This window comes from Enterococcus sp. AZ089 (assembly GCF_050547225.1).
Classification (GTDB): Bacteria; Bacillota; Bacilli; order Lactobacillales; family Enterococcaceae; genus Enterococcus_D; species Enterococcus_D entomosocium.
The window spans coordinates 3,595,764-3,619,284 of sequence record NZ_CP172954.1; the positions used below are offsets into that span (position 1 = coordinate 3,595,764).

12 protein-coding genes are annotated in these 23,521 nt (G+C 44.7%); 2 read left to right on the forward strand and 10 right to left on the reverse strand.

The features are described 5' to 3' along the window. Nucleotides 1-55: 55 nt before the first annotated feature. Complete coding sequence (locus IGJ01_RS16730) at nt 56-6,247, reverse strand: Spy0128 family protein (RefSeq protein WP_430601270.1); 6,192 nt, start codon at nt 6,245-6,247, stop codon at nt 56-58. A 294-nt stretch (nt 6,248-6,541) separates the two neighbouring features. Here IGJ01_RS16730 and IGJ01_RS16735 point away from each other — a divergent pair, with 294 nt between their 5' ends. After that, nucleotides 6,542-7,957, forward strand: a complete 1,416-nt coding sequence (locus tag IGJ01_RS16735; protein ID WP_008381755.1) for a helix-turn-helix domain-containing protein — start codon at nt 6,542-6,544, stop codon at nt 7,955-7,957. Nucleotides 7,958-8,023: 66 nt separating this feature from the next. Here IGJ01_RS16735 and IGJ01_RS16740 read toward each other — a convergent pair whose 3' ends face one another. The 8 genes from IGJ01_RS16740 to rpoB form a co-directional block, all read right to left on the reverse strand. Next, entirely contained in the window at nt 8,024-8,923 is a 900-nt protein-coding gene (locus tag IGJ01_RS16740; protein WP_008381754.1) for a ketose-bisphosphate aldolase, read from the reverse strand. A gap of 20 nt (nt 8,924-8,943) precedes the next feature. Next, nucleotides 8,944-9,798 carry a class II fructose-bisphosphate aldolase gene (locus IGJ01_RS16745; RefSeq protein ID WP_008381753.1) on the reverse strand — a complete coding sequence of 285 codons (855 nt, stop codon included), beginning with the start codon at nt 9,796-9,798 and terminating at the stop codon, nt 8,944-8,946. Nucleotides 9,799-9,815: 17 nt separating this feature from the next. Beyond that, the gene (locus tag IGJ01_RS16750; protein WP_086298895.1) at nt 9,816-10,895 is read right to left on the reverse strand and encodes a PTS fructose transporter subunit IIC; all 1,080 of its coding nucleotides are present in this window, start codon (nt 10,893-10,895) and stop codon (nt 9,816-9,818) included. A gap of 46 nt (nt 10,896-10,941) precedes the next feature. Continuing rightward, nucleotides 10,942-11,256 carry a PTS fructose transporter subunit IIB gene (locus IGJ01_RS16755; RefSeq protein ID WP_005230357.1) on the reverse strand — a complete coding sequence of 105 codons (315 nt, stop codon included), beginning with the start codon at nt 11,254-11,256 and terminating at the stop codon, nt 10,942-10,944. Between the two features lie 16 nt (nt 11,257-11,272). Beyond that, nucleotides 11,273-11,770, reverse strand: coding sequence for a PTS sugar transporter subunit IIA (locus tag IGJ01_RS16760; RefSeq protein ID WP_061053488.1), 498 nt, complete (start codon nt 11,768-11,770; stop codon nt 11,273-11,275). Nucleotides 11,771-11,772: 2 nt separating this feature from the next. Further along, a complete protein-coding gene (locus tag IGJ01_RS16765) occupies nt 11,773-13,239 on the reverse strand; it encodes a BglG family transcription antiterminator (RefSeq protein ID WP_086298896.1) in 1,467 nt (488 codons plus the stop codon). 244 nt (nt 13,240-13,483) lie between these two features. After that, the gene (gene rpoC, locus IGJ01_RS16770) at nt 13,484-17,134 is read right to left on the reverse strand and encodes a DNA-directed RNA polymerase subunit beta' (protein WP_034871965.1); all 3,651 of its coding nucleotides are present in this window, start codon (nt 17,132-17,134) and stop codon (nt 13,484-13,486) included. An 87-nt stretch (nt 17,135-17,221) separates the two neighbouring features. After that, nucleotides 17,222-20,839 carry a DNA-directed RNA polymerase subunit beta gene (rpoB, locus tag IGJ01_RS16775; RefSeq protein WP_008381746.1) on the reverse strand — a complete coding sequence of 1,206 codons (3,618 nt, stop codon included), beginning with the start codon at nt 20,837-20,839 and terminating at the stop codon, nt 17,222-17,224. Nucleotides 20,840-21,272: 433 nt separating this feature from the next. Between rpoB and IGJ01_RS16780 the strand changes: the two genes are divergently transcribed. Next, complete coding sequence (locus tag IGJ01_RS16780; RefSeq protein ID WP_086298897.1) at nt 21,273-22,235, forward strand: biotin--[acetyl-CoA-carboxylase] ligase; 963 nt, start codon at nt 21,273-21,275, stop codon at nt 22,233-22,235. Between the two features lie 331 nt (nt 22,236-22,566). Here IGJ01_RS16780 and menA read toward each other — a convergent pair whose 3' ends face one another. Next, the gene (menA, locus tag IGJ01_RS16785) at nt 22,567-23,520 is read right to left on the reverse strand and encodes a 1,4-dihydroxy-2-naphthoate polyprenyltransferase (protein WP_008381742.1); all 954 of its coding nucleotides are present in this window, start codon (nt 23,518-23,520) and stop codon (nt 22,567-22,569) included. Nucleotide 23,521: the final 1 nt, after the last annotated feature.

A 23,521-nucleotide genomic window follows, 5' to 3' on the forward strand; every position in this document is an offset into this window, starting at 1 on the left:
GCGGGACAAGTTGGCCTCATCCCGCTTTCTCTTTCTGCTCTGTTGCTTCCCCTGCCTATGATAACGGCGTCCGTTTTTTGCAATCAAGGTAGATGCCCACTGCAATTACTACTAACAACAGTCCCAAGACGACCCAATCAGCGGTCGTGGTGTCATTGGTTTTCGGTAAGTTGCCAGTTCCCGGTTTCGTTGTTTTGCCTTCTTTGACACGGTTGTTGAATACCATGTCTGCCGTTTGCTCCGCTTCAGCTACTAATTTTCCTGCTTGATCTTTGACTGTGACCGTTACTTGATAGGTGGTTTCATCATAGATGATCGTTGCGTCGTTGCCAGCTTTTTCACGAATCGTGTAACGATGTTCCCCAGCATCGTCATACGTCAATGCATCAAAGGTAATCGTTCCATTTGCGTCATTGCGTTGGGTTTGCAGAACCTTTCCAGCTTCATCCACTAATTCAAATATGAATTCGTTGGCTTGCAAGTCTCTACCCGTCAAGACTTTCTTAGCACTTAGTACGACACTGCCTGCTTGTGGCTGGTAGCTGTTTTCAAAGACTTGATTGTCTTCATATTCCGCCACTGCAGTCAACTGTCCGGCTTCATCGGTGACCGTTACGACTACTGCCAGTTCTTTCGCATCGTAGGTGATGGTACCGTCAGTTCCTGCTTTCTCACGAATAGTGTAGTGGTACTCACCTGTTTCATCATAGGCGAGAGCGTCAAAGTAGATTTGTCCGGTTGCATCATTGGCTTTTGTCTGAAGTACAGTTTCGTCTTCATCGACTAGTTCAAAATCGAATTCATTTGCTTGTAGTGTACGACCAGTTAAGACTTTCTCGGCATTCAATACGACACTACCAGCCTTTGGTTGATAGCTGTTTTCAAAGACTTGGTTGCCTTCGTATTCTGCCACTGCGGTCAACTGTCCGTCTTCATCGGTGACGGTCACGACTACCGCTAGTTCTTTTGTATCGTACGTGATAGTGCCATCGCTGTCTATTTTCTCACGAATGGTGTAGTGGTACTCACCTGTTTCTTCGTAAGGGAGCGCGTCAAAGTAGATCTTGCCAGTTGCATCATTGGCTTTTGTTTGAAGAATGTTCCCTTCTTCATCGACTAGTTCAAAGTCGAATTCATTTGCTTGTAGCGTACGACCGGTCAATACTTTCTCGGCACTTAGTACAACACTGCCGGCTTTTGGTTGGTAGCTGTTTTCAAAGACTTGGTTGCCTTCGTATTCTGCCACTGCGGTCAACTGTCCGTCTTCATCAGTGACGGTAACGACTACTGCCAGTTCTCTCGTATCGTAAGTGATGGTGCCGTCAGTTCCTGCTTGCTCACGGATGGTATAGCGGTATTCGCCAGCTTCCTCATAGGCGAGAGCGTCAAAGTAGATTTGTCCGGTTGCATCATTGGCTTTTGTTTGAAGAACAGTTCCATCTTCATCGACTAGTTCAAAATCGAATTCATTTGCTTGTACCGTACGACCGATCAAGACTTTTTCGGCACTCAGTACGACACTACCAGCTTTTGGTTGATAGTCGTTTTCAAAGATCGCATTGCCATCATACGTTGCTTTTGCCACTAGTTGCCCGTCTTCATCGGTTACTTTCACGACAACGCCAATTTCTTTCATGTCATAGGTAATGGTACTATCTGCGTCAGCTTTTTCTCGAATCGTGTAGCGGTATTCGCCGTCTTTGTCATACATTAATTCATCGAAGTAGATTTGTCCGGTTGCGTCATTGGCTTTTGTTTGGAGTACGTTGCCTTCTTCATCTACCAGTTCAAAGGCAAATTCGTTGGCTTCCAGCGTGCGGCCGGTCAATACTTTCTCAGCATTCAGCACCACTCCGCCGTCTTTTGGCGTATAGTCATTTTCAAAGATTGTATTGCCATCATATGTTGCTTTTGCCACTAGTTGCCCGTCTTCATCGGTTACTTTCACGACAACGCCAATTTCTTTCATGTCATAGGTAATGGTACTATCTGCGTCAGCTTTTTCTCGAATCGTGTAGCGGTATTCGCCGACTTCGCCATATGTCAATTCATCGAAGTAGATTTGTCCGGTTGCGTTATTGGCTTTTGTTTGAAGTACATTGCCTTCTTCATCTACCAGCTCAAAGGCAAACTCGTTGGCTTCCAGCGTGCGACCGGTCAATACTTTCTCAGCATTCAGCACCACTCCGCCGTCTTTTGGCGTATAGTCATTTTCAAAGACTTGGTTGCCTTCATATTCCGCCACTGCGGTCAATTGTCCGTCTTCATCGGTGACGGTCACGACTACCGCTAGTTCTTTTGCATCGTAAGTGATGGTACCGTCAGTTCCTGCTTTCTCACGGATGGTGTAGTGATACTCACCGGCTTCCTCGTAAGGGAGCGCGTCAAAGTAGATCTTGCCAGTGGCATCATTGGCTTTTGTTTGAAGTACAGTTCCTGCTTCATTGACTAATTCGAAGTCAAATTCTTCTGCTTTCAAATCACGACCGATCAGCACTTTCTCAGCATTCAAAACGACACTACCGGCTTTTGGCGTATAGTCATTTTCGAAGACTTGATTGCCTTCATAGACTGCTTTCGCAATCAACTGGCTATCTTCTTCAGTGACGGTCACGGTTACCTTTAGTTCTTTGTCGCTATAGGTGATGGTTGGATCATCGCCGGCTTTTTCCCGAATCGTGTAGTGGTATTCGCCAGGCTCGTTGTAAGTGATGGCGTCAAAGGCAACTTGACCGTTGCCGTCATTGGTTTGGGTTAGAATCACAGAGCCAGTTTCATCCACTAGTTGGAACGTAAATTCGCCGTCTTTTAGCTCGCGCCCATCAAGCAGCTTCTGAACATTCAAGGCGTGGGTCGTTTCTTTGATTTCCCGCTTGTTGGCTAGTTCAAAGACATAATTGACTTGCTTATCAGAAATAGTGAAGGTGTACTGAGTCGCATCTCGTTCGTATCCTTCCGGTGCGGTGATTTCTTGGATCATATAATCGCCGTAACGCAGATTGTCGATCCGATCAATGGCGTTGCCGTTTTCCATGATCTGATTGTTTTTGACCACCAGATTCGACAAGATGACTTCATAGGTATTTTGCGCATTTTTGCGGCTTAATTGGAAAACCGCTTCTTTATCGATCCCTCGTTCTTTGGTGCCGTCTGCATCGTATTTCATGATCGTCAAAGAGCCGTTCGTCCCAGAAGACGTTCCGCTGCCATCTGTCGATTTGATAGTGATTTCTTTGGTCACTGTGTGAATCTCGATCTCACTACCCGTCAAATTGACACTGTTGGCCACCCGTTCATTGTTCAAAATCCCAGGATCAAGCTGTGTTTGATAAACGATAAAGTATGGGTTATCAATCATTTCTTCAAAAGCGATCACTAACGATTGCGTCCCTGCTGCCACATCCGAGGTGATTTTCGGATTGTCCTCGTTGGTGAAGGTGACTTTTTCTCCTTTTTCCCACGTGCCATTGTTTAAGACCGCTTCATACACATCTACGATCACGGCATCGTCGGCATCTCGTAAAAAGGTGTGTTGATTGTAGTTGATGGTATCGGTGACCACCGCATTGTGGATTTTGCGACTGTCAGCGTTGATCATGATTTCCCAATCGATTAACCGATTGTTGTCGGCATTCTGACTACCGTTTTTCATCAACCAGTCCGTTTTCGCCGACTTATCGGCTTGGCCATCGGCAGTCAACGTTGTGTCATTGTCCGTCAATGTAATAGTATTTTTGTAGGTAAATACATCTTCCGCTGCTTCCGTTGCCAAGAAGACCGCCAGTGTTTCTGACGTTTCTTTCAGCAAGGTGATCGTAACTTTCTTCGTGTCAGGGTCATAGGTGTAACTGTAATCCTCGTTTAGCACCAATTGCTCTTTTAGTGCTCTGACTTGTGTCGTATACCCAGTTACTGTGACCGTGTAAAGCGCCAAGTCTTTCAAGGTTTGGCCTTCTTGCAGCTGGTCCGTGATGATTGCATCTTTGTTGATTTTTTCTTTGTACGTATTGAATAGCCCCATCCAATAGACTTGATCGCTAGAGGCGGTCTGCTCATCAAAAATAGTTCCTAAGTTCCGACCTAATACGGCAGTAATCGCTTTGGCGACATCTTCCCCTTCACCAATAAATAGGCCGTATTTCAAGGCATTTTTTAACCAGTTGGTATCCATCCAAGTATTGGATTCAGAGGCTTCCGTGAACGTATTGCCGGCTTCATCTTTATAATGGACAAACGCTGCATTACTAAAACGACTGCTAGAACTTCCTAATGCGATCTGCTGTGAAACATCGAAGCTAGTTTTGAAATTAACCGTGATCGTTGCCGAGGTCGTTTGGTACGCCCCTTGCAGCTTGATCCGAAAACCAGTCTCAAGTTCCTTCGTTGAGCCATCGGCTAGTGTTTTCGTTTCTGTGATTAGCTCTAGCGTATAGTCGGTATTGAGCTCTAAAGGCTCGGTCACGCCGCTGGCTGTCACTACTAGCGTATCCGCCAATAAAGCTAACGCACTACTGTTTGCGCCAGAGATCAATTGATAGCGGTCTTCTATAATCAGGTCGCTAACTTTTTGCTGATTGGTATTGGCATCAATTTTCCATGCGACAGTCTTCGTTTCATAGTCTTTGGTGCCAGCTGTTTTCACGACACCGATCGTTTTGGTTGGCGTCACTGTCCCACTGCCCGTCAACGAGCTATTTTGATTGTCGCGGATCGAAGCGTAGTTGTAAATACGAGTATCAGCTAGAACAGATTCATACAACTGGGTATCGTATTGGATCTTGTAGTAACCAGCTTTGGCAAACGTGATACCAAAGCGGACGATTTCCCCCTCTTTATCCAGCTGGTACGTCCCATCAAAGGACCAATCTTCTGTTGGGATCGAGTTACCATCTTTGTCAGTGATCACCAAAGTCTCTGGAACAAAAAAGTGTAGGGCTTTTTCAGGATCCGTTCCTGAATAGGTCTGATCCAAAACTCTGGCTTGGTCTTTGTCCAATGTGACGGAAATTTCCCATGATGCTCGTTTCGTTTCTTGATCATAGCCTTTGAACCGTTTGTATTCCGATTGCTCATCGTAAGTAACCGTTGCTTCTGCAGTTTTTTCTGTAAAATCGCTGCCGTTGATTGTTGCCGTGTTTTTGAAAGAAGAAGCCGTTGGATCGGTGACTGCACTATTGATGACGATTCGAACCGGTTGATTAACCGTTTGATTGAAGGTAAACGTGTTGTTGACGCTGTTAAAAGTATATAAGCCATCGGTACGAACCCACTCCTCGGTGGCTTTATCGTACAAGTAGCCTGTCGAAGTACTATAAGACAAACCTTGAGGCATTTTATCGGTGATCACCACATCATGCAATTCACGACTGGTTTGGTTAAAAATAATTTCCCAAACCACTGAACCGCTGGAAGTCACGTTACCAGTCTTAATGATGTCGACTTCATAAATAGGCAATGTAATGATGATCTCATGACCATCTTCATCGTAGATCCCAGTATGAATCGTCACTTCTTCGGTGACAGTGCTCACACTTAATTCCGTAATTAGATCGATAGTCCCTGAGCGGTTGGAAAGTGTTTGTGCCGCTTCGTTAAAAGTAACAGTCAACGTGCCATCGAGTGCTAAGGTAAAGGTTCCGATCGATTGCCCGCCAGAACGGGTCAATTCGCCGCTAACGGTGTTATGAATAGCAAAATATTCCGGCAATTGATACGTATAATAATCGCCTGCGCGAATTTCTTCCGTATCTTCTAACGACCAGTCAAAATGAATTTTGATGTTGCCGTTATACATCGGTGGATTTTCGGCAGTGAAGGGTTGATCGTTTAAGTCAGTAATTCGGACATTGTCAAAAAGTTGTACTCCCCGTTCGTTTAGGTTGGCACTAAGATTCTCAGCGGTAGTAGAAGCTTCCGTTTCCGCTTCAGTATCTGGTGCTCGGGGTTGAATGCTGTTTTGATTCAGTGTCGAAGATGCTTGGGTTGCTTGACTTTCACTAGGGACGGTTGCTTGTTCTTCTTCTGCTTGACTCATTTCTGACTGAACTGCTCCCGCTGTCGATGAATCCGTAGGTGCTTTTTCCGTATCGATCGTTCCCGTCTCAGGTTCGGTACTTTCCAGCGTTTCAGCCGTTCTTTCGGTACTATCAGTTGCGTTGATTGCTTCTGCTAGTATGATCGTTGGTTCACAAAAAATGGATCCAAGCAAGACTAGCAAACATATATAGATAGAAAATTGTTTTTTCATAATTGTTCATTCCTTTTTATTGAAATTTTTTCAATTGATCTCGGAAGCGCTCGACGAATAACATTGTTCAACAGTGAGCAAGATATCCCAACAAACAACTGCTTTTTGCCTCCTCCCCATGATTCAAAAATTTTGGTCTTTGCTACTTGTATCAAACGTATTACTACTATTCCACACTTCTATTTTCCCAAAATTTTGGGGTGGGATGTATTCAAAAAAAATACAACACGCAATTTTTTTGAATACATGTAAAAACGTGATACTATTTACTTAAAAGGGGGCTCAGGGGGAATCATGTTACGGAAATTGTTATCATCTACGACACAAAAGAAACTACAGCTGATTGAGTATTTATTAGACGATCAGGGAACGAGTCTTCACGATTTGGCAGTAAAATTTTCCATTTCAATGTCTGCAGCGAAAACCTATATCGCGGAAATCGACAATGAATTTTCGTTTCTGGACTTACAATTTGACGATTATTCAGCTGTTCGTCTCCACTTGCATCCCTTTGCTACTCGGCTAGACGTATACAGCCAGTTTTTGACTCGCTCTTCTGCATTTCAATTATTGGAACTACTCTTCTCATCAAGTTTCACTAGTTATGATATGTTGGCTCTAGAATTAAATTTAAGCAAATCGTCGATCATTCGTTTGATCAAGAGGATCAACATGGTTCTGGCACCATATGATTTCTTCATCGCGACCAAACCCATCCAGTTAAAAGGAAATGAACACAACATTCGCCAGTTTTTTCTGATTTTCTTCTTAGAAAAGTACCAGTATGAATTTGTGGATGCCAACATCAACCAAGAACAGGATTTTTTGAAAATCGCCCGTATCATGGCGGCAGCGACGCCCTTAAAGCTTTATTTTTCCGACATCAAAAAAATCGCTTTTGTGATCTATATCAACACGAAGCGCGATCGCCTATACGCCTCCAACCCCAATGGAAACCACGTCGAATATTTCTTAGAGAAAATCGATTTGAGCGAATTTACCGGCTACAGTCGGGCCTACGTCGAGAAAATGGTCGGTTATGTCACGACCCATATTGGTCAAGACCCCAACGTCTTTCGTAAGACCAAACAAGAGTTTTATCAAATGACCAAACGTATATTTAAAAAGTACAACTATCATGAAGCCGACTTTGAAGAGAAACTCGACGCTGTGGTCTTTTCTTATTTTCTTGGGATCAACTTGCGCGTTCCTTACTGCATCTTGGATGATCGCTTTGCTCGTTTTGTCAACAACTGTGATTTGGTCCAACAGGCAGTCAATCGAGACATCGTTCACCTTTTGACCCATTCAAATTTACCGATCATTCGACCAAGTACGATCAATTACCTGATTTATATTTTCCATATATCTTTCCCAAATTTCGCTAAAGAAATCATCGATGCCAATGCTGGCTTTCGCTTAGCTTTGTTTTATGATACGAATAGTTACCATACGGAATTTATCCAAACGAAAATCCAACAGTTTATTCCTTATCAGCTAACCATCACGATTTTAAATCCTCTGGACTCGTTTTCTCTGACCAGACTGGACGAGACTTATGATTTGATCATCGGCAATCTGACCCCCTCCTGCAGAAAAAACTTATTTCATTATGCAGACATCAACCTGACTTCGAATGATTTGGCGTTTATCGCTCGGCAGGTTCAGGAAAAGGGGATTCGTATGCTGCAAGAAAATAATGCGCAATAAAAAAAACACCCTTGAAAAGCCGCAATTTAGCGATTTTCGAGGGTGTTTCCATTATTTGTTTGCTGTTTAGTTTTGTTCACTACGCCATGGCTGGATATTTTGCTGGCGATACAGAGCTGCTTTCCCAATTGCATTGAAGAGGGACATTTTTTGCGTAACCACTGTTTTGGCTGCCTCAATGCATTCTGGGTAAATAGCATTTGGATCCCATAATTCTGTTTCAGCTAAAATTTGACGGCATTTTTTGTAAAAGGCGTATTTATAATCAGAGGAGATATTTACTTTTTGGATACCGATTGCCACTGCCTGAGCGATTTCTTCATCGGGATTGGCCGATCCGCCATGCAACACCAATGGGATATCGACACGATCTTTGATTTCTTGTAAGACATCCATTTTTAATTCCGGTTTGATATCTTTCGGATAAATACCATGGGCAGTTCCAATCGCAACTGCCAGAGTGTCAATGCCTGTCTTCTCAATGAATTCTTGTGCATCTTCTGGACGAGTATAAATCACTTCGGAGACGCCCCCTTCAACGGAGGTTCCGGTATTACCGATCGTTCCCAGCTCGCCTTCGACAGAAACCCCAATCGGATGGCAAATCTCGGTAATCTGTTTTGTCAGAGCAATATTTTCTTCAAAAGGCAGCAACGACCCATCAATCATCACTGAGCTGAACCCGCAATGGATCGCCCGCATGATACTCGCCAGACTGTCGCCATGATCCATATGGATCACGATCGGCACAGAACTGTTTTTCGCTCTGGAAACTGCATAGTGGAAAAATTCATCCTTTGTAAAGGCCAATTCTGTTGGGTGGATCGCAATGATGGCTGGTGCATCGTTTTCTTCCGCTGCTTCGATAACGACGCGTAAGAAGTTACTGTCTGCGACGTTAAAGGCACCAACGGCAAATTGATTTTCTTTGGCAACGGTCAGTAATTGTTTCATATTGATCAACATATAAGTGTGCTCCAATCTTTTTAAAGTGATTTGTTTTTTGATCCAGATAATTCGATATACTCTTTGACGACTGCTTTTCCTGCTTCGATGGTTTGGTGGACCAGGGTCGGATAATCGCTTTCCGGACAAGCATTCAGCTGTTGGTGCAGGGCATTTCTCTGGGCTTTCATAAAATCAGCCCCTACATTGATCTTATTGATCCCTAATGCCACGGAACGCAAGATATTTTCACTGCCGGCTCCCGAGCCGCCATGCAAAACCAGCGGTAGGTCAGTGGCTTCTTTGATTGTTTGAACGATGTCAAAGCGAAATGCCGGGCGATATCCTGCTGGATAATCCCCATGACTGGAGCCGTAAGAAAGGGCGAGACAGTCGACCCCGGTTGCTCGAATAAAATGGATGGCTTCCTCTGGATCGGTATACATCCCATCGCTAGTAAACTGATCCCCAGCCACTGCTCCCATGTCCCCAACTTCTGCTTCGACACTGGCATTATAGGCTTGCGCAAACTGTACGATCTCTTTGGTGATGGCGATGTTTTTTTCTAAAGGATGCATAGAGGCATCCATCATGACGCTTGAGAACCCTTCATGGAGACATTGTTTGACGAAGGCGATATCCTGTCCGTGATCCAGATTGATGGCAACCTCCACATTGGCATTTTCCGCCATTCGAATGATCGGCTGGGTTAAGTAACGATGATCTAGATGGGTCTTTAAATGGTCTTGCAGCAAATCCACGATGATGGGTGCATGTGATTCTGCAGCGGCATCGATCACTGCTTTAGCGGTTTCCAGGTTGAAACAATTGATGGCCATAACCGCATAGTTTTCTCGATTGGCTTTTTGCAGCATCTCTTTCATTGATACATACATCTTCTTCGCTCCTTTTTTTAGGAAATTTCAATCGACGAAAAGTCAATGTCTTCTTCCTCTTCCATGATCGGCATTTCCACGGGTGCCTTTTTCAATGCAAACAGCAAAACACCGGTGATGGCAGAACCAATCAGGAGTGCGATGGTAAATTTCAGTGGATCCGTCATGGCAGGAATGATGAAGACCCCACCAGATGGCACTGGTGAACCGACGCCCCAAACCATGCTTAGACCACCGCCGACGGCTGCTCCGACCGTACAAGAAAAAATGACGCGAAACGGGTCGACGGCAGCGATCGGGATCACTCCTTCTGTAATCATACAAAGGCCCATTGGAAAAGCGATCTTGATGTTGTCTTCTTCTTCCGTAGAATATTTGGGCCGGCGTAAGAGACGAGAGAGGCCCCAAGAGATCGTAACACCAAAGGGAGGCACCATTGAGGCTAAAATTTTCACGGCTTCGGGTTCTTGAATGCCTTCCAGTAATAGACCATCAGCAAATAGCGAGGCGACTTTGTTGACGGGTCCGCCAAAATCAAAGGCAGCCATGCCACCGACAATCGCGCCAAATAAGAAATTCCCCGAGCCTTGCAGATTCGTTAAGAAAGTAGTCAACGCCTCCGTAGCCCACACGATCGGTACACCGATGACGAAGAACATCAAAGCACCGACGATCAGTGTCGACAAGACCGGTACGATCATCATTGGCATCAGACCTTGTGCCCAACGTGGTACTTTAAGGTTTTTTACTAAGAATAAGACCAGATAACCTGCGAGATAGCCTCCTAACATTCCCCCTAAAAAGCCTGCGCCAATCGCATTGGCAATCAGTCCCATAAAGAGTCCCGGAGCGATTCCTGGACGATCAGCAATGGAATAGGCGATCGCGGCAGCGATCACTGGCGCCAGCAGCCCCATCCCTAAAACGCCCAGCGAGACCAGTGCATCCGGGATCGTATAGGCAGCATCGTAATTTTCAATGACTGTGCCGTTGGTAAGATTGCCGATCGCAATCAAAAGCCCGGCTGTGACAACGACCGGCAGCATATACGAGATGGCGGTTAAGGCATGTTTTTTCAACTGCAGCTGTTTCATCATTTGTTTCATCCCCCTTTAAATTTGAATTGTCAGAACATTTATTGATTCATCCCTGATTTAATTTTTCTTCAATTGTTTCAAGCAAACGCTTAGGCGCTTTGATCACCATACTAGTTGGAATTTCTACTATTCGCTTGCCTTCAAAGCGGTCTCTGCCGCCGATTTTGATATCTGCCGCAATAATGACAACATCGGCTGCTTGAATAGCGGCTTCCGTCAATTCACTTTCCGTCCCGATGGTTCCTTGGGTTTCGATATGGACTTCATGACCAAGTTCTTTCGCAGCTGTTTCGATTTTCTGCTTAGCAATATACGTATGAGCGATTCCTGAAGTACAAGCAGCTACACCAACGATTTTCATCTTTTCTCCCCCTTTCTTAGTTTTCTGCCATTGGATCTTTAGCAAGCAAGGTCATCATTTGATCCTTTGTCCCTGACGCAACGAGACGATCAATAAACGATTCATCCGCTAGTAGCATCGCTACCTTTTGCAGCAGCTTGATATGCATCGTATTGGCATCGGTATTTTTGACTGCAAACAAGATAATTACTTGAACGGGCGCTTCATCGATGGACTCCCATTCAAGCGGACGCTTGGTTTTTCCGATCACTAAAGAGGTTTTTTTCACACTGTCCGACTTTCCGTGAGGAATTGCCAATCCATGCCCGATACCGGTCATTCCTTCCGTTTCTCGGGCAAAGACATCTTGGGTGAACCCTGCTAAATCGGTAATTATCTGGTTTTCATATAAAAGTTCAGACAGTTCAGTGATCGCTTCTTCTTTTGAATTCGCTTCCATTTCCATCTTGATAAGATTGGGATTGATTACATCTGCGATGCTGAACGCTTGGATCGTTTGGCTTTCGTTTTTCATCTTTACATCTCTCCTAATAGTTGTTTGACTCGCTTTTCATCCTGTTTGGTAAATACCGAATTGACTAAAATCGTCGGCACCTTCGTTTCTACTGGCAAATTAATGGTGGTTAAGATCAGATCGATATCCTGATAGTCTTGCGCATGCTTTCGGTACATACGAGCGGAAAGCACATCCACGATATCCAACTCTGGAAATGCCCGTTGGACTTTGACTTTCAGCAGTTCAGAAGTCCCTACGCCGCTGCTGCACATAATTAAGACTCGCTGTCTGCGCCGACGAATGACTTTAAATTTCACAAAATACAGAACCAAGAAACCAATCTCGTCTTCCGATATGGGATTCGTTCCATAGGTTTGCTCCACTTCCTTGCTGACTTGTGCCACTTGCTCAAAAATCCTTGGGTACTCTAGTTGAATGTCATTCAGCAGCCCATTTTTCACGATAATTTTATTCTTTAGCCGATAGAGCATCGGCTGGATATGGCAAAGTAGATTGGTCTTGTCTGTTTGCTGGTTCAATTTGATACCCAGTGCTTTTTCCATCCGCTTAGTAAAAAACTCCGTGATTTCGCTGGCTTCTTTTGTCAGATTGGTCATTGCCAAGGGTTTGTTTTCCACTCTGGAAGACACTAGATACTGGTAGAGATAAAATACCTCACTTTCTGGTAGCTCCGTCACGAGATAGGCATTGATTTTTTCAATCACTTGTTTGGCAATTTGATAAAACTCTTGGTGCTGTTCAATCAAATGCTGTTCTTCCTCATCTAAACCCTCAATTATCTCTTCGCGGTCAATTTCTCCTTCCCTCATTCGTAAAATCAGAATATACAGATGCGAGAAAATATTCATATTGTAAGGATACGCAATACTGTTCGCGAGTTTTCGCTCAATGAATTCAAGAATGGAGGTAATAAAGTTGATATCAAAGGCATTGATGGGATATTTTTGCGCGACCATTTCTTCATTCCACACATGGGTTTTCGTAAAGAGATCATTGACACAGCGACGGATATTTTTTTCGGTACCAATCACTGCAATTCTCTTATCGGATCGGATCAATTGGAGTTCAAAGTACTGAAAATATTCCGAAAGACGATTGATATCACTACTTATCACTGCTTCACTCAAATAGTAAGGGGCGAACAGCTCTTTGATCATTAATCGCTTTGGTGATTTAAACAATACATGCAGTGCAATCGCATGACGCCGCTCAAGCGGCTCATCATGTTGATCCGTTTCTTGATTTTCAATCGTGCCTTTGAGATACGCTTCATAATCCAAACAAAATCCTTTGCCGATTTCAGACCGAATGATTTCTGAACCAGCAGCCTCATTGATCCGCTTGATCGTCCGATAAATGGTTTTTGTTGAAACCTTAGCAGCTGTGGCTAGTTCATTAGCGGTCAAATTCATCCCTTGTGTCATAAACTGCTCAATCAAACGTGTTTCTCTCTTGCTCAGCTTCATACTGTCTCCCTCCGTATCTTTACTATAGCCTTCTTTGGCTCGAGTATTTCTTAATCGATGTCCACTGATTTGGACATTTTAAAAATAACGCTTTCATTAATCGTCCCAAATGCCCCTTTTCTAGGAGGAAAGAAGGGCGCATTCATTTTCATGATATTTCCTTTTGCTAAACAAAAAAAGCTTGCCATTCCGAAGAATGACAAGCTTTTCCGTCACACTGAGTCAATCAGGTGCTGGGCATTGATTAGTTCTGGCTGTTCAATGCGTCTTCAGCAGCCATTTGTGCTTCGATGTCTGAGATGCTGTAGACATTTTCGCTGGCAACTGTTACTTCTTTTGGTTCCATTTCACGGTAACGAGGCATACCAGTACCAGCTGGGATGATCTTACCGATGATAACATTTTCTTTCAATCCAAGAAGTGGATCTTTCTTGCCGCGAATCGCTGCATCGGTCAACACACGAGTGGTTTCTTGGAAGGACGCAGCAGACAAGAAGCTGTTGGTTTCCAAAGATGCTTTCGTGATCCCTAGTAGGACTGGACGGCTAGTTGCAGGAACGCCGCCGGCTACCAATGTGTCGTAGTTGCGGTCTTTAAAGTCGGCGATATCCAACAATGTTCCTGGCAAGATGCCTGAATCACCTGGATCCATGACGCGGACTTTACGCAGCATTTGACGAACCATTACTTCGATATGTTTGTCGCCGATTTCTACCCCTTGCATCCGGTAAACGCGTTGAACTTCCCGTAATAGGTAGTTTTCAACAGACAAGACATCGCGAACTTGTAACAGTTGTTTTGGATCGATCGAACCTTCCGTCAATGGCGCACCACGATGGATAAAGTCGCCTTCTGCTACTTTCATCCGGGCAGTATAAGGAACGGTATACGTACGCGTATCGGTTTCCCCTTTGATGGTCACTTCTTTGGTCCGAGTTGAAGGGTCTTCTGAGATATCGATGACTTCTCCGGTAACTTCGGTAATGACCGCTTGTCCTTTCGGATTACGGGCTTCAAAGATTTCTTGGACACGAGGGAGACCTTGCGTGATATCGTCTCCGGCAACCCCGCCGGTATGGAAGGTACGCATGGTCAACTGAGTACCAGGTTCACCGATTGATTGGGCAGCGATGGTACCGACTGCTTCCCCAACTTCAACTTCAGAACCAGTGGCTAAGTTGCGACCATAACAATGTTTACATACACCATGTTTGGTGTTACATGTAAAGACAGAGCGAATGGATACTGTTTCGATACCAGCGTCCACGATGGCTTTAGCTAAATCTTCAGTGATCAATTCATTGACCCCTAGAAGGACTTCGCCAGTTTCAGGATGGATCACTGATTTACGTGTGTAACGTCCAATCAAACGTTCTTCTAAGGATTCGATGATTTCGTTTCCTTCGCGAATTGCTTGAATGTCTAAACCACGGTCAGTACCACAATCGTCTTCACGGATGATGACATCTTGGGCAACGTCAACGAGACGACGTGTCAAGTAACCGGAATCGGCTGTTTTCAAGGCGGTATCGGTCATCCCTTTACGGGCACCATGGGTCGAGATAAACATTTCTAAGACAGACAGACCTTCACGGAAGTTTGAGATGATCGGCAACTCCATGATTCGTCCGTTAGGCGCGGCCATCAATCCACGCATCCCAGCAAGCTGAGTAAAGTTGGAGATGTTACCACGGGCACCGGAATCAGACATCATGAAGATTGGGTTTTTCGCTTCCAATGATTCCATCAGTTTTAACTGAATTTCATCTTTGGCTGCATTCCAAACACCAATAACTCGTTCATAACGCTCGTCATCGGTAATCAATCCACGACGGAATTGTTTCGTGATCGTTTCTACTTGTTTGTGGGCATTGTCGATGATTTCATGTTTTTCGTGCAAGTTCATGATATCAGCGATACCAACGGTGATACCCGCCATTGTTGAGTGGCTGTATCCTAAGTCTTTCATACGGTCAAGCATGCGTGACGTTTCAGTGATGCGGAAACGTTTGAAGACTTCTGAAATGATGTTTCCTAAGTTTTTCTTCTTGAATGGGCCAACAAGCTCTTGTTCTTTGATGAAGGCAGGCACATCTGTACCAGCTTCAATAAAGTACTTGTCTGGTGTTTGAACCGTCAAGTTGTAGTCTGTCGGTTCGTTCAAGAATGGGAATTCTGGTGGCATGATCGAGTTAAAGATCACTTTACCCACCGTTGTTACCATCAAGCGTTGTTTTTGTTCAGACGTGAATGGTTTGTCCCCTAAAGTGTTTGGATTGATGGCGATCCGTGTGTGTAAATGCACGTAGCCATTGCGCCATGCCGTAACTGCTTCGTCCATGTCACGGAAGATCATGCCTTCCCCTTCACGGCCTTCTTCTTCCATCGTCAAGTAGTAGTTCCCTAGGACCATATCCTGAGATGGTGTTACAACTGGTTTTCCGTCTTTTGGATTCAAAATGTTTTGGGCTGCTAACATCAGCATACGTGCTTCTGCTTGCGCTTCTTCGTTCAATGGTACGTGAACGGCCATTTGGTCTCCATCGAAATCGGCATTGTAGGCTTCACAAACAAGTGGGTGCAAACGAATGGCACGGCCTTCAACTAAGACTGGTTCAAATGCTTGGATACCTAATCTGTGAAGCGTAGGTGCCCGGTTCAATAGCACTGGATGTTCTCTGATAACATCTTCTAAGACATCCCAAACTTCGTCTTCTTGACGTTCGATTTTGCGTTTGGCATTTTTGATGTTTGACGCGATTTCACGAGAAACAAGTTCCCGCATCACGAATGGTTTGAACAATTCGATCGCCATTTCTTTTGGCAGACCACATTGGTACATTTTAAGGAATGGACCAACGACGATAACTGAACGACCTGAGTAGTCGACCCGTTTTCCTAGCAAGTTTTGACGGAAACGACCTTGTTTCCCTTTCAACATGTGAGAAAGAGATTTCAATGGGCGGTTCCCTGGCCCTGCAACTGGACGGCCGCGACGACCGTTATCGATCAAGGCATCGACTGCTTCTTGCAGCATCCGTTTTTCATTTTGAACGATGATGTTTGGTGCATTCAAATCTAACAAGCGTTTCAAACGGTTGTTACGGTTGATTACACGACGATACAAGTCGTTCAAGTCACTTGTGGCAAAACGTCCACCTTCTAATTGCACCATTGGACGCAAATCAGGCGGGATAACTGGGATAACGTCCATGACCATCCAGCTTGGTTTGTTTCCTGAAGCACGGAATGCTTCTAAGATGTCCAAACGGCGGATCGCACGGGTCCGTTTTTGACCAGTCGCGTTTTTCAATTCTTCTTTCAATTCAGCAACTTCGCCTTCAAGATCAACGCCATCTAATAATTGTTTGATGGCTTCGGCACCCATTGCTGCTGAAAATTCTTGACCGTATTGGTCACGTTTTTCACGGTATTCCCGTTCAGTCAATAGTTGTTTTTTCTCAAGGCTGGTGTTTCCTGGTTCAATCACTACGTATGAAGCAAAGTAGATGATTTCTTCCAATGCACGTGGGCTCATGTCTAAGACAAGACCCATCCGTGAAGGAATGCCTTTGAAGTACCAAATGTGTGATACTGGTGCTGCTAGTTCAATGTGTCCCATGCGTTCACGACGCACTTTTGAACGTGTTACTTCCACGCCGCAACGGTCACAAACGATGCCTTTATAGCGGATCCGTTTGTATTTGCCGCAAGCACATTCCCAGTCTTTGGTTGGACCGAAAATACGCTCGTCAAACAACCCTTCGCGTTCAGGTTTTAACGTACGGTAGTTAATGGTTTCTGGTTTTTTTACTTCACCATAAGACCAGCTTCTGATTTTTTCAGGAGAAGCCAAACCGATTTGCATACTTTCGAATTTATTTACATCGATCAAAAAAGGTTCCCTCCATTTCATTTCATGGACATATCCGATAGAACGGGGGCTATTTCCGCTAGTGGCGGAAATAGCGAGGGCCGTCTATTATTGCAAGCGATCTTCTGCTGTCTCGATTTGTTGGTTCAACGCGTCGGCGGCATTTTTAGCTTCTGTTTGTGCTTTTTGTTCTAATTCACGGGCTGTTTGTTGCTCCGCAAATTTTGTTAAGGCATCAACGGTGATTAAATCATCATCGTCATCATCCATATCACGCAGTTCGATCTCTGCATCATCGATATCTAGGACGCGCATGTCTAGACCCAGTGATTGCAATTCTTTTACTAATACGCGGAATGATTCTGGTACACCTGGTTTTGGAATTGGTTCCCCTTTGACGATCGCTTCGTATGTTTTCACACGACCAACCACGTCATCTGATTTGTAGGTCAAGATTTCTTGCAAGGTGTAAGCAGCACCGTATGCTTCCAGTGCCCAAACTTCCATCTCTCCGAAACGTTGTCCACCAAATTGGGCTTTTCCTCCCAATGGTTGTTGCGTAACCAATGAGTAAGGTCCAATGGAACGGGCATGCAATTTATCATCGACCATGTGGGCCAATTTGATCATGTACATGACACCAACGGAGATGCGGCCATCAAATGGTTCGCCGGTACGTCCGTCGTAAAGCACTGTTTTGGCATCGCTGGCCATTCCTGCTTCAGCAACCGTTGCCCAAACATCTTCATCGCTGGCACCATCAAAGACTGGTGTTGCCACGTGAATGCCTAATTGACGCGCAGCCATTCCTAAGTGTAACTCTAATACTTGTCCAATGTTCATCCGAGAAGGTACCCCTAATGGGTTCAGCATGATATCGACTGGTGTGCCATCTGGTAAGAAAGGCATGTCTTCTTCTGGCATAATGCGAGAAACGACCCCTTTGTTTCCGTGACGTCCGGCCATTTTATCCCCTTCATGGATTTTCCGTTTTTGAACGATATAAACGCGAACCAGCATGTTCACACCTGGTGACAATTCATCGCCAGCTTCGCGGGTAAAGATTTTGACATCGTGGACGATTCCGCCGCCGCCGTGAGGCACGCGTAGAGATGTGTCACGCACTTCGCGGGCTTTTTCACCAAAGATTGCGTGCAACAAACGCTCTTCTGCTGAAAGTTCCGTTACCCCTTTTGGAGTGACTTTCCCAACAAGCAGATCGCCATCTTTGACTTCCGCACCAATGCGGATAATGCCCATTTCGTCTAGGTCTTTCAACGCGTCTTCCCCAACGTTCGGGATTTCGCGAGTGATTTCTTCAGGTCCTAATTTTGTGTCGCGGGCTTCTGATTCATATTCTTCAATATGGACAGAAGTGTAAACATCATCTTTTACCAAACGACGGCTCATGATGATGGCATCTTCATAGTTGTACCCTTCCCAAGTCATGAATGCGACTAAGACGTTTTGTCCTAATGCCATTTCACCTTGTTCCATAGATGGGCCATCTGCTAAGATGTCGCCTTTTTCCACTTTTTCACCAAGTGCCACTAATGGACGTTGGTTGTAGCTGGTTCCTGAGTTTGAACGACGGAATTTGGTAACAGAATAAACGTCTAATGCGCCATTGTCACGACGAACGCGCACTTCGGCTGCATCCACGTATTCTACGATCCCATCATGTTTACATAACAAAGCAGCTCCTGAGTCATGTGCTGATTTGTATTCCATACCAGTACCAACCCAAGGTGCTTTCGGATTGATCAATGGTACAGCTTGCCGCTGCATGTTGGCACCCATCAAGGCACGGTTGGAGTCATCGTTTTCCAAGAAAGGAATACATGCGGTTGCGACTGCGACTACTTGTTTTGGTGATACGTCCATGTAGTCGACTTTATCGATCGATACTTCCAAGTTTTCAGAAGTAGCACGCGCCATAACAACGTCGTTTACGAAAGAGCCGTCTTCATTTAACAAGCTGTTTGCTTGGGCCACAACGTAGTGGTCTTCGGTATCGGCAGTCAAGTAATCGATTTTGTCTGTAACACGGCCTGTTTCGCGGTCAACTCGACGGTATGGTGTTTCAATGAAGCCATACTTGTTGACTTTGGCATAAGAGGCCAAGCTGTTGATCAACCCGATGTTTGGTCCCTCAGGCGTTTCGATCGGACACATACGGCCATAGTGGGAATAGTGAACGTCTCGGACTTCATAGCCGGCACGGTCACGGGTCAAACCACCAGGTCCTAAGGCAGATAGACGACGTTTATGGGTCAACTCACCCAGTGGGTTTGTTTGGTCCATGAACTGTGACAACTGAGAAGAACCAAAGAATTCTTTGATACTTGCGACAACTGGACGAATATTGATCAATTGTTGCGGTGTCAAGGTTTCGGTGTCTTGGATCGACATCCGTTCACGAACGACACGTTCCATCCGAGCAAGCCCGATCCGGAATTGGTTTTGCAATAATTCACCAACAGAACGAATCCGACGGTTTCCTAAGTGGTCGATGTCATCGACATTGCCGATGCCTTCCATCAAGTTGAAGAAGTAGCTCATTGAAGCAATGATGTCTGCTGGACGAACGGTACGTGTCGCAGTATCTGGATAGCCATTACCGATCACGTTGACTTCTTGTTCTGGATCTTTTGGTGAAAAGACTTTGATGACTTGGACCGTCATTGGTTCGGTAACGACCCCATCTTCTGATGGATAGTACGTTACACTGTTTAGGCCATTATCGATAAATGCGCCTAGTGTTTCCATGACTTGGTGAGTCAAAACAGTGCCTTTTTCAACAATGATCTCGCCTGTTTCAGGGTCAACCAAGGTTTCTGCTAAGGTCAAGTTCAATAGACGTGTTTTCAAGTCTAATTTTTTGTTTACTTTGTAGCGACCAACATTTGCTAAGTCGTAACGTTTTGGATCGAAGAAGCGTGCGTTCAGCAAGCTGCGTGAGCTGTCTGCTGTTTTTGGCTCGCCTGGACGAAGACGTTCGTAAACATCTTTCAATCCTTCTTCGGTACGAGAATCGCTTGCGTTTTTATGCAAGTCTTTTTCGATCGTGTTACGTAATGATTCACTGTCGCCGAAAATTTCAAAGATCGTGTCATCAGAACCAAACCCTAGGGCACGGACTAAGACCGTCAAAGGAATTTTACGGGTACGGTCAATCCGTACGTATGAGATATCTTTGGCATCAGTTTCCATTTCTAACCACGCACCGCGGTTAGGGATAACAGTTGAACCAAAGCCTTCTTTTCCGTTTTTATCGACTTTGCCATGGAAATATACACCCGGAGAGCGGACCAACTGAGAAACGATAACCCGTTCTGCCCCGTTGATGATAAAGGTTCCTTGTTCAGTCATTAATGGGAAATCACCAAAGAATACTTCTTGGGATTTGATTTCCCCGGTTTCACGGTTCGTCAAACGCAAAGTAACATGTAATGGTGCCGAATAGTTTGCATCATGGGCACGTGCTTCTTCTACTGTATACTTTGGTTCTTTCAATTCATAATCCACAAATTCTAGGGACAAGTTACCGTTGAATCCTTCGATTGGCAAAATATCTTCAAACATTTCTCTTAGGCCCTCATCTAGGAACCATTGGTAAGAGTCGGTTTGAATTTCAATCAAATTCGGTAATTCTAATACTTCACTGATCCGTGCGAAACTTCTACGTTCGCGATGCTTTCCGTATTTTACTACGTGTCCAGCCAAGCTCTTCACCTCTTCATAAAGTCTTTCAAAAAGGCTATCCGATTATTTACAAAACTGTAACAAATATTAAATATAGGTTACAGAAAGCATTTTTTGCGGCTTTTAGGCAAAAAAAAACCAAAAATAGAACGGATGCATTGGGCATTTTCTACTTTTGTTTCCTTATTCCTAAGCCGAAACGGACAATATTTCGTTTCTGCTTTTTTCGTTCAGATAGTTTTTGCAACTCCTTATTATACAGATGAAGCACTTCTCTGTCAAGCTTTCATTGGAAGTTCCAATGCTTTTCTGGCGCACCCATTTCCTAAGATTTTCTAAAGAAAAAAACAAGGCTGGTGTGGACGGTTTTTCGTAAGAAACTACTTTGCTTTTTGCCGATTTCTTGCTATGCTAACGAAAACGTTACACGTGAAACATTAGGAAGGATATCCTTATGACGACAAAAGAAAAAATACTGACCTTATTACAAAAAGAAGATACTGTGCTATCTGGAGAGAAACTAGCCCAAGCTTTGTCGATCTCTCGTACCGCAGTCTGGAAAGCCATTAAAGAACTCGAGAAAGAAGGCTATCATTTCGAACACTTGGCCAACGGCTATCGCTTTGTCTCGGATGATCGATACGATCAAGCAGCACTTGCAGCCGCCTTGCCGATGATTCCCACGATTCAAATCAAGGAAGCTGTTGAATCCACCATGAAAGAAGCCAAGATTGCCGCTTTGGATAGTGGACTGGCAACCCCCGCCCTTTTTTTGACCGAAACGCAAACAGGCGGTCATGGCCGCTTCGAACGACCGTTTTTCTCACCGAAAAAACAAGGGATCTATATGAGCTTGCTTTTAAAACCAAACCAAGCGTTTCAAGAATTGCCGCAATATACCGTTCTGGCGGCGGTAGCAGTTGCCGAAGCCATCGATGCCCTTCTAATGAAGGAAACGGCCATTAAGTGGGTCAACGATCTGTACTTAGATGGGAAAAAAATCTGCGGTATTTTGTCTGAAGCAACCAGTGACTTTGAGACAGGCCGTATTACTTCGGTTGTGATCGGTATCGGCATCAGTTTTTCAATTCCGCAACAGCAGTTTCCAGCAGAGATTCGGGAAAAAGCGACCTCACTCTTTCCTGGTGAAGAGTATCCAACCTTTTCTCGAGCCGCGTTGATCCAAGAAATTTGGCGTCGGTTCTTCCAATTATTGGCACAACTGCCTGACATGGATTATATGGCCCGCTATCGGCAAAAATCCTTCGTTTTGGGCCGCACCGTTCAATTTACACAACAAGGTGTGACCTATGAAGGGATCGCCAAAGACATTACCAACACCGGTGAATTAGTGGTGGACACAGCGACGGAGCGCAAGGTGCTTTCTTCTGGAGAAATCAGTTTGGAACGGTATTGATGCTGCGAAAAAACCGCAAACCAGCTTGCTGATTCGCTGCTTTCGTAGGCAATCAGTTAAAGCAATCGCAAGCACAAATGCTCCATAAGCTGACCTGCTTATTCCGAGGGTTTAAGCAAAAAGCAACCTAGGCAGGTCCCCTTTCTTTCGGGTTTAGCCACTGTCACCAAAACTTTACTGTTGCGATCAGGATTGCAGAGAAGCAGGCCTAATCTTTTCATATTAAGCATTATGATCGTTATTTTATCAAATGATTTCTGAAGTTTTTTACGTTATTTTGGTCCTCAAAAAAAGATCGACCTGCTCTTTCAAGAGCGGGTCGATCTTTTTTTTAAAGCAATTGCCACAACAGACAGAAAAGCAAGCCTAAGGCATAGCTGCTGTTGAATAAAATCATGTTCTTAATCGAATAGCCGAAACTACGTGGGTGGGGCAGGCTGGCTTGATGCTCTTTCAAATTTTGGTGGATTTTCGGCAGTGTCAGAAACACGAGCAAAATCGGCCATTGGAAGAGACCAAACAAGAGGCCCAATAAAATAGCGGCGTAGGAAGCTAGCATCATTCCTTGAAACAGACGGATACCTGCTTCGCGACCGATGTAGTACACCAGTGTGTAGCGGTGATTTTCGATATCGGCTTCCAGATCCCGTAAGTTATTGGCTAACATGATGTCAGCAATCGTGAAAATCAATGGCAAGGATGCCAACACAATCGCACAAACGGCCCAGAGGTTCCCCACTAAGCCAAAGGTCCCGTTCGCAAAATCCAGTGCCAGATAAAAAACTTTTTGATCAATAGTATTGATATAGATCGTGATGGCAAAAATCCCTAACCCCATCGTTACGCCGCTGAACACCTCGCCTAAAGGCATCCGCGATAACGGAATGGGGCCAAAGGTATAAAAGACTCCGATAAAGCAAACGACCAACCCCATCACTAGCAGCAACCAGCCAGTGACAAACGACAAGTAAAGACCAATTAACAAGGTTCCTGCCAACATCGCAAAAATCAGATTGCGAACAGTAGCTTCTGAGATGTTTTCTCGCCCGATCACATTGTGCTGGTATTTGTAGGTTTCTGATTTGGCTTTTTTGAAATCCATATAATTGTTGATGGACGTCGTCGTCAAATCAAACAGCAACATCCCCAGAAAAAAGATTGCGGTATTCAAAGGATGAAATTCATGAAAATACACCAACGAGAACAACACACCCATAATGAAGGGGAAGACACTGGCCACTTTGGTACGGATCTCCACTACTTCTAAAAACACTGAAAGAGACATC

Bases quoted from the DNA above. Each gene is read 5' to 3' on its own strand.
- IGJ01_RS16730 (WP_430601270.1), bottom strand. From the start codon at position 6,247: ATGAAAAAACAATTTTCTATCTATATATGTTTGCTAGTCTTGCTTGGA.
- IGJ01_RS16735 (WP_008381755.1), top strand. From the start codon at position 6,542: ATGTTACGGAAATTGTTATCATCTACGACACAAAAGAAACTACAGCTG.
- IGJ01_RS16740 (WP_008381754.1), bottom strand. From the start codon at position 8,923: ATGTTGATCAATATGAAACAATTACTGACCGTTGCCAAAGAAAATCAA.
- IGJ01_RS16745 (WP_008381753.1), bottom strand. From the start codon at position 9,798: ATGTATGTATCAATGAAAGAGATGCTGCAAAAAGCCAATCGAGAAAAC.
- IGJ01_RS16750 (WP_086298895.1), bottom strand. From the start codon at position 10,895: ATGATGAAACAGCTGCAGTTGAAAAAACATGCCTTAACCGCCATCTCG.
- IGJ01_RS16755 (WP_005230357.1), bottom strand. From the start codon at position 11,256: ATGAAAATCGTTGGTGTAGCTGCTTGTACTTCAGGAATCGCTCATACG.
- IGJ01_RS16760 (WP_061053488.1), bottom strand. From the start codon at position 11,770: ATGAAAAACGAAAGCCAAACGATCCAAGCGTTCAGCATCGCAGATGTA.
- IGJ01_RS16765 (WP_086298896.1), bottom strand. From the start codon at position 13,239: ATGAAGCTGAGCAAGAGAGAAACACGTTTGATTGAGCAGTTTATGACA.
- IGJ01_RS16780 (WP_086298897.1), top strand. From the start codon at position 21,273: ATGACGACAAAAGAAAAAATACTGACCTTATTACAAAAAGAAGATACT.
- menA (WP_008381742.1), bottom strand. From the start codon at position 23,520: ATGTCTCTTTCAGTGTTTTTAGAAGTAGTGGAGATCCGTACCAAAGTG.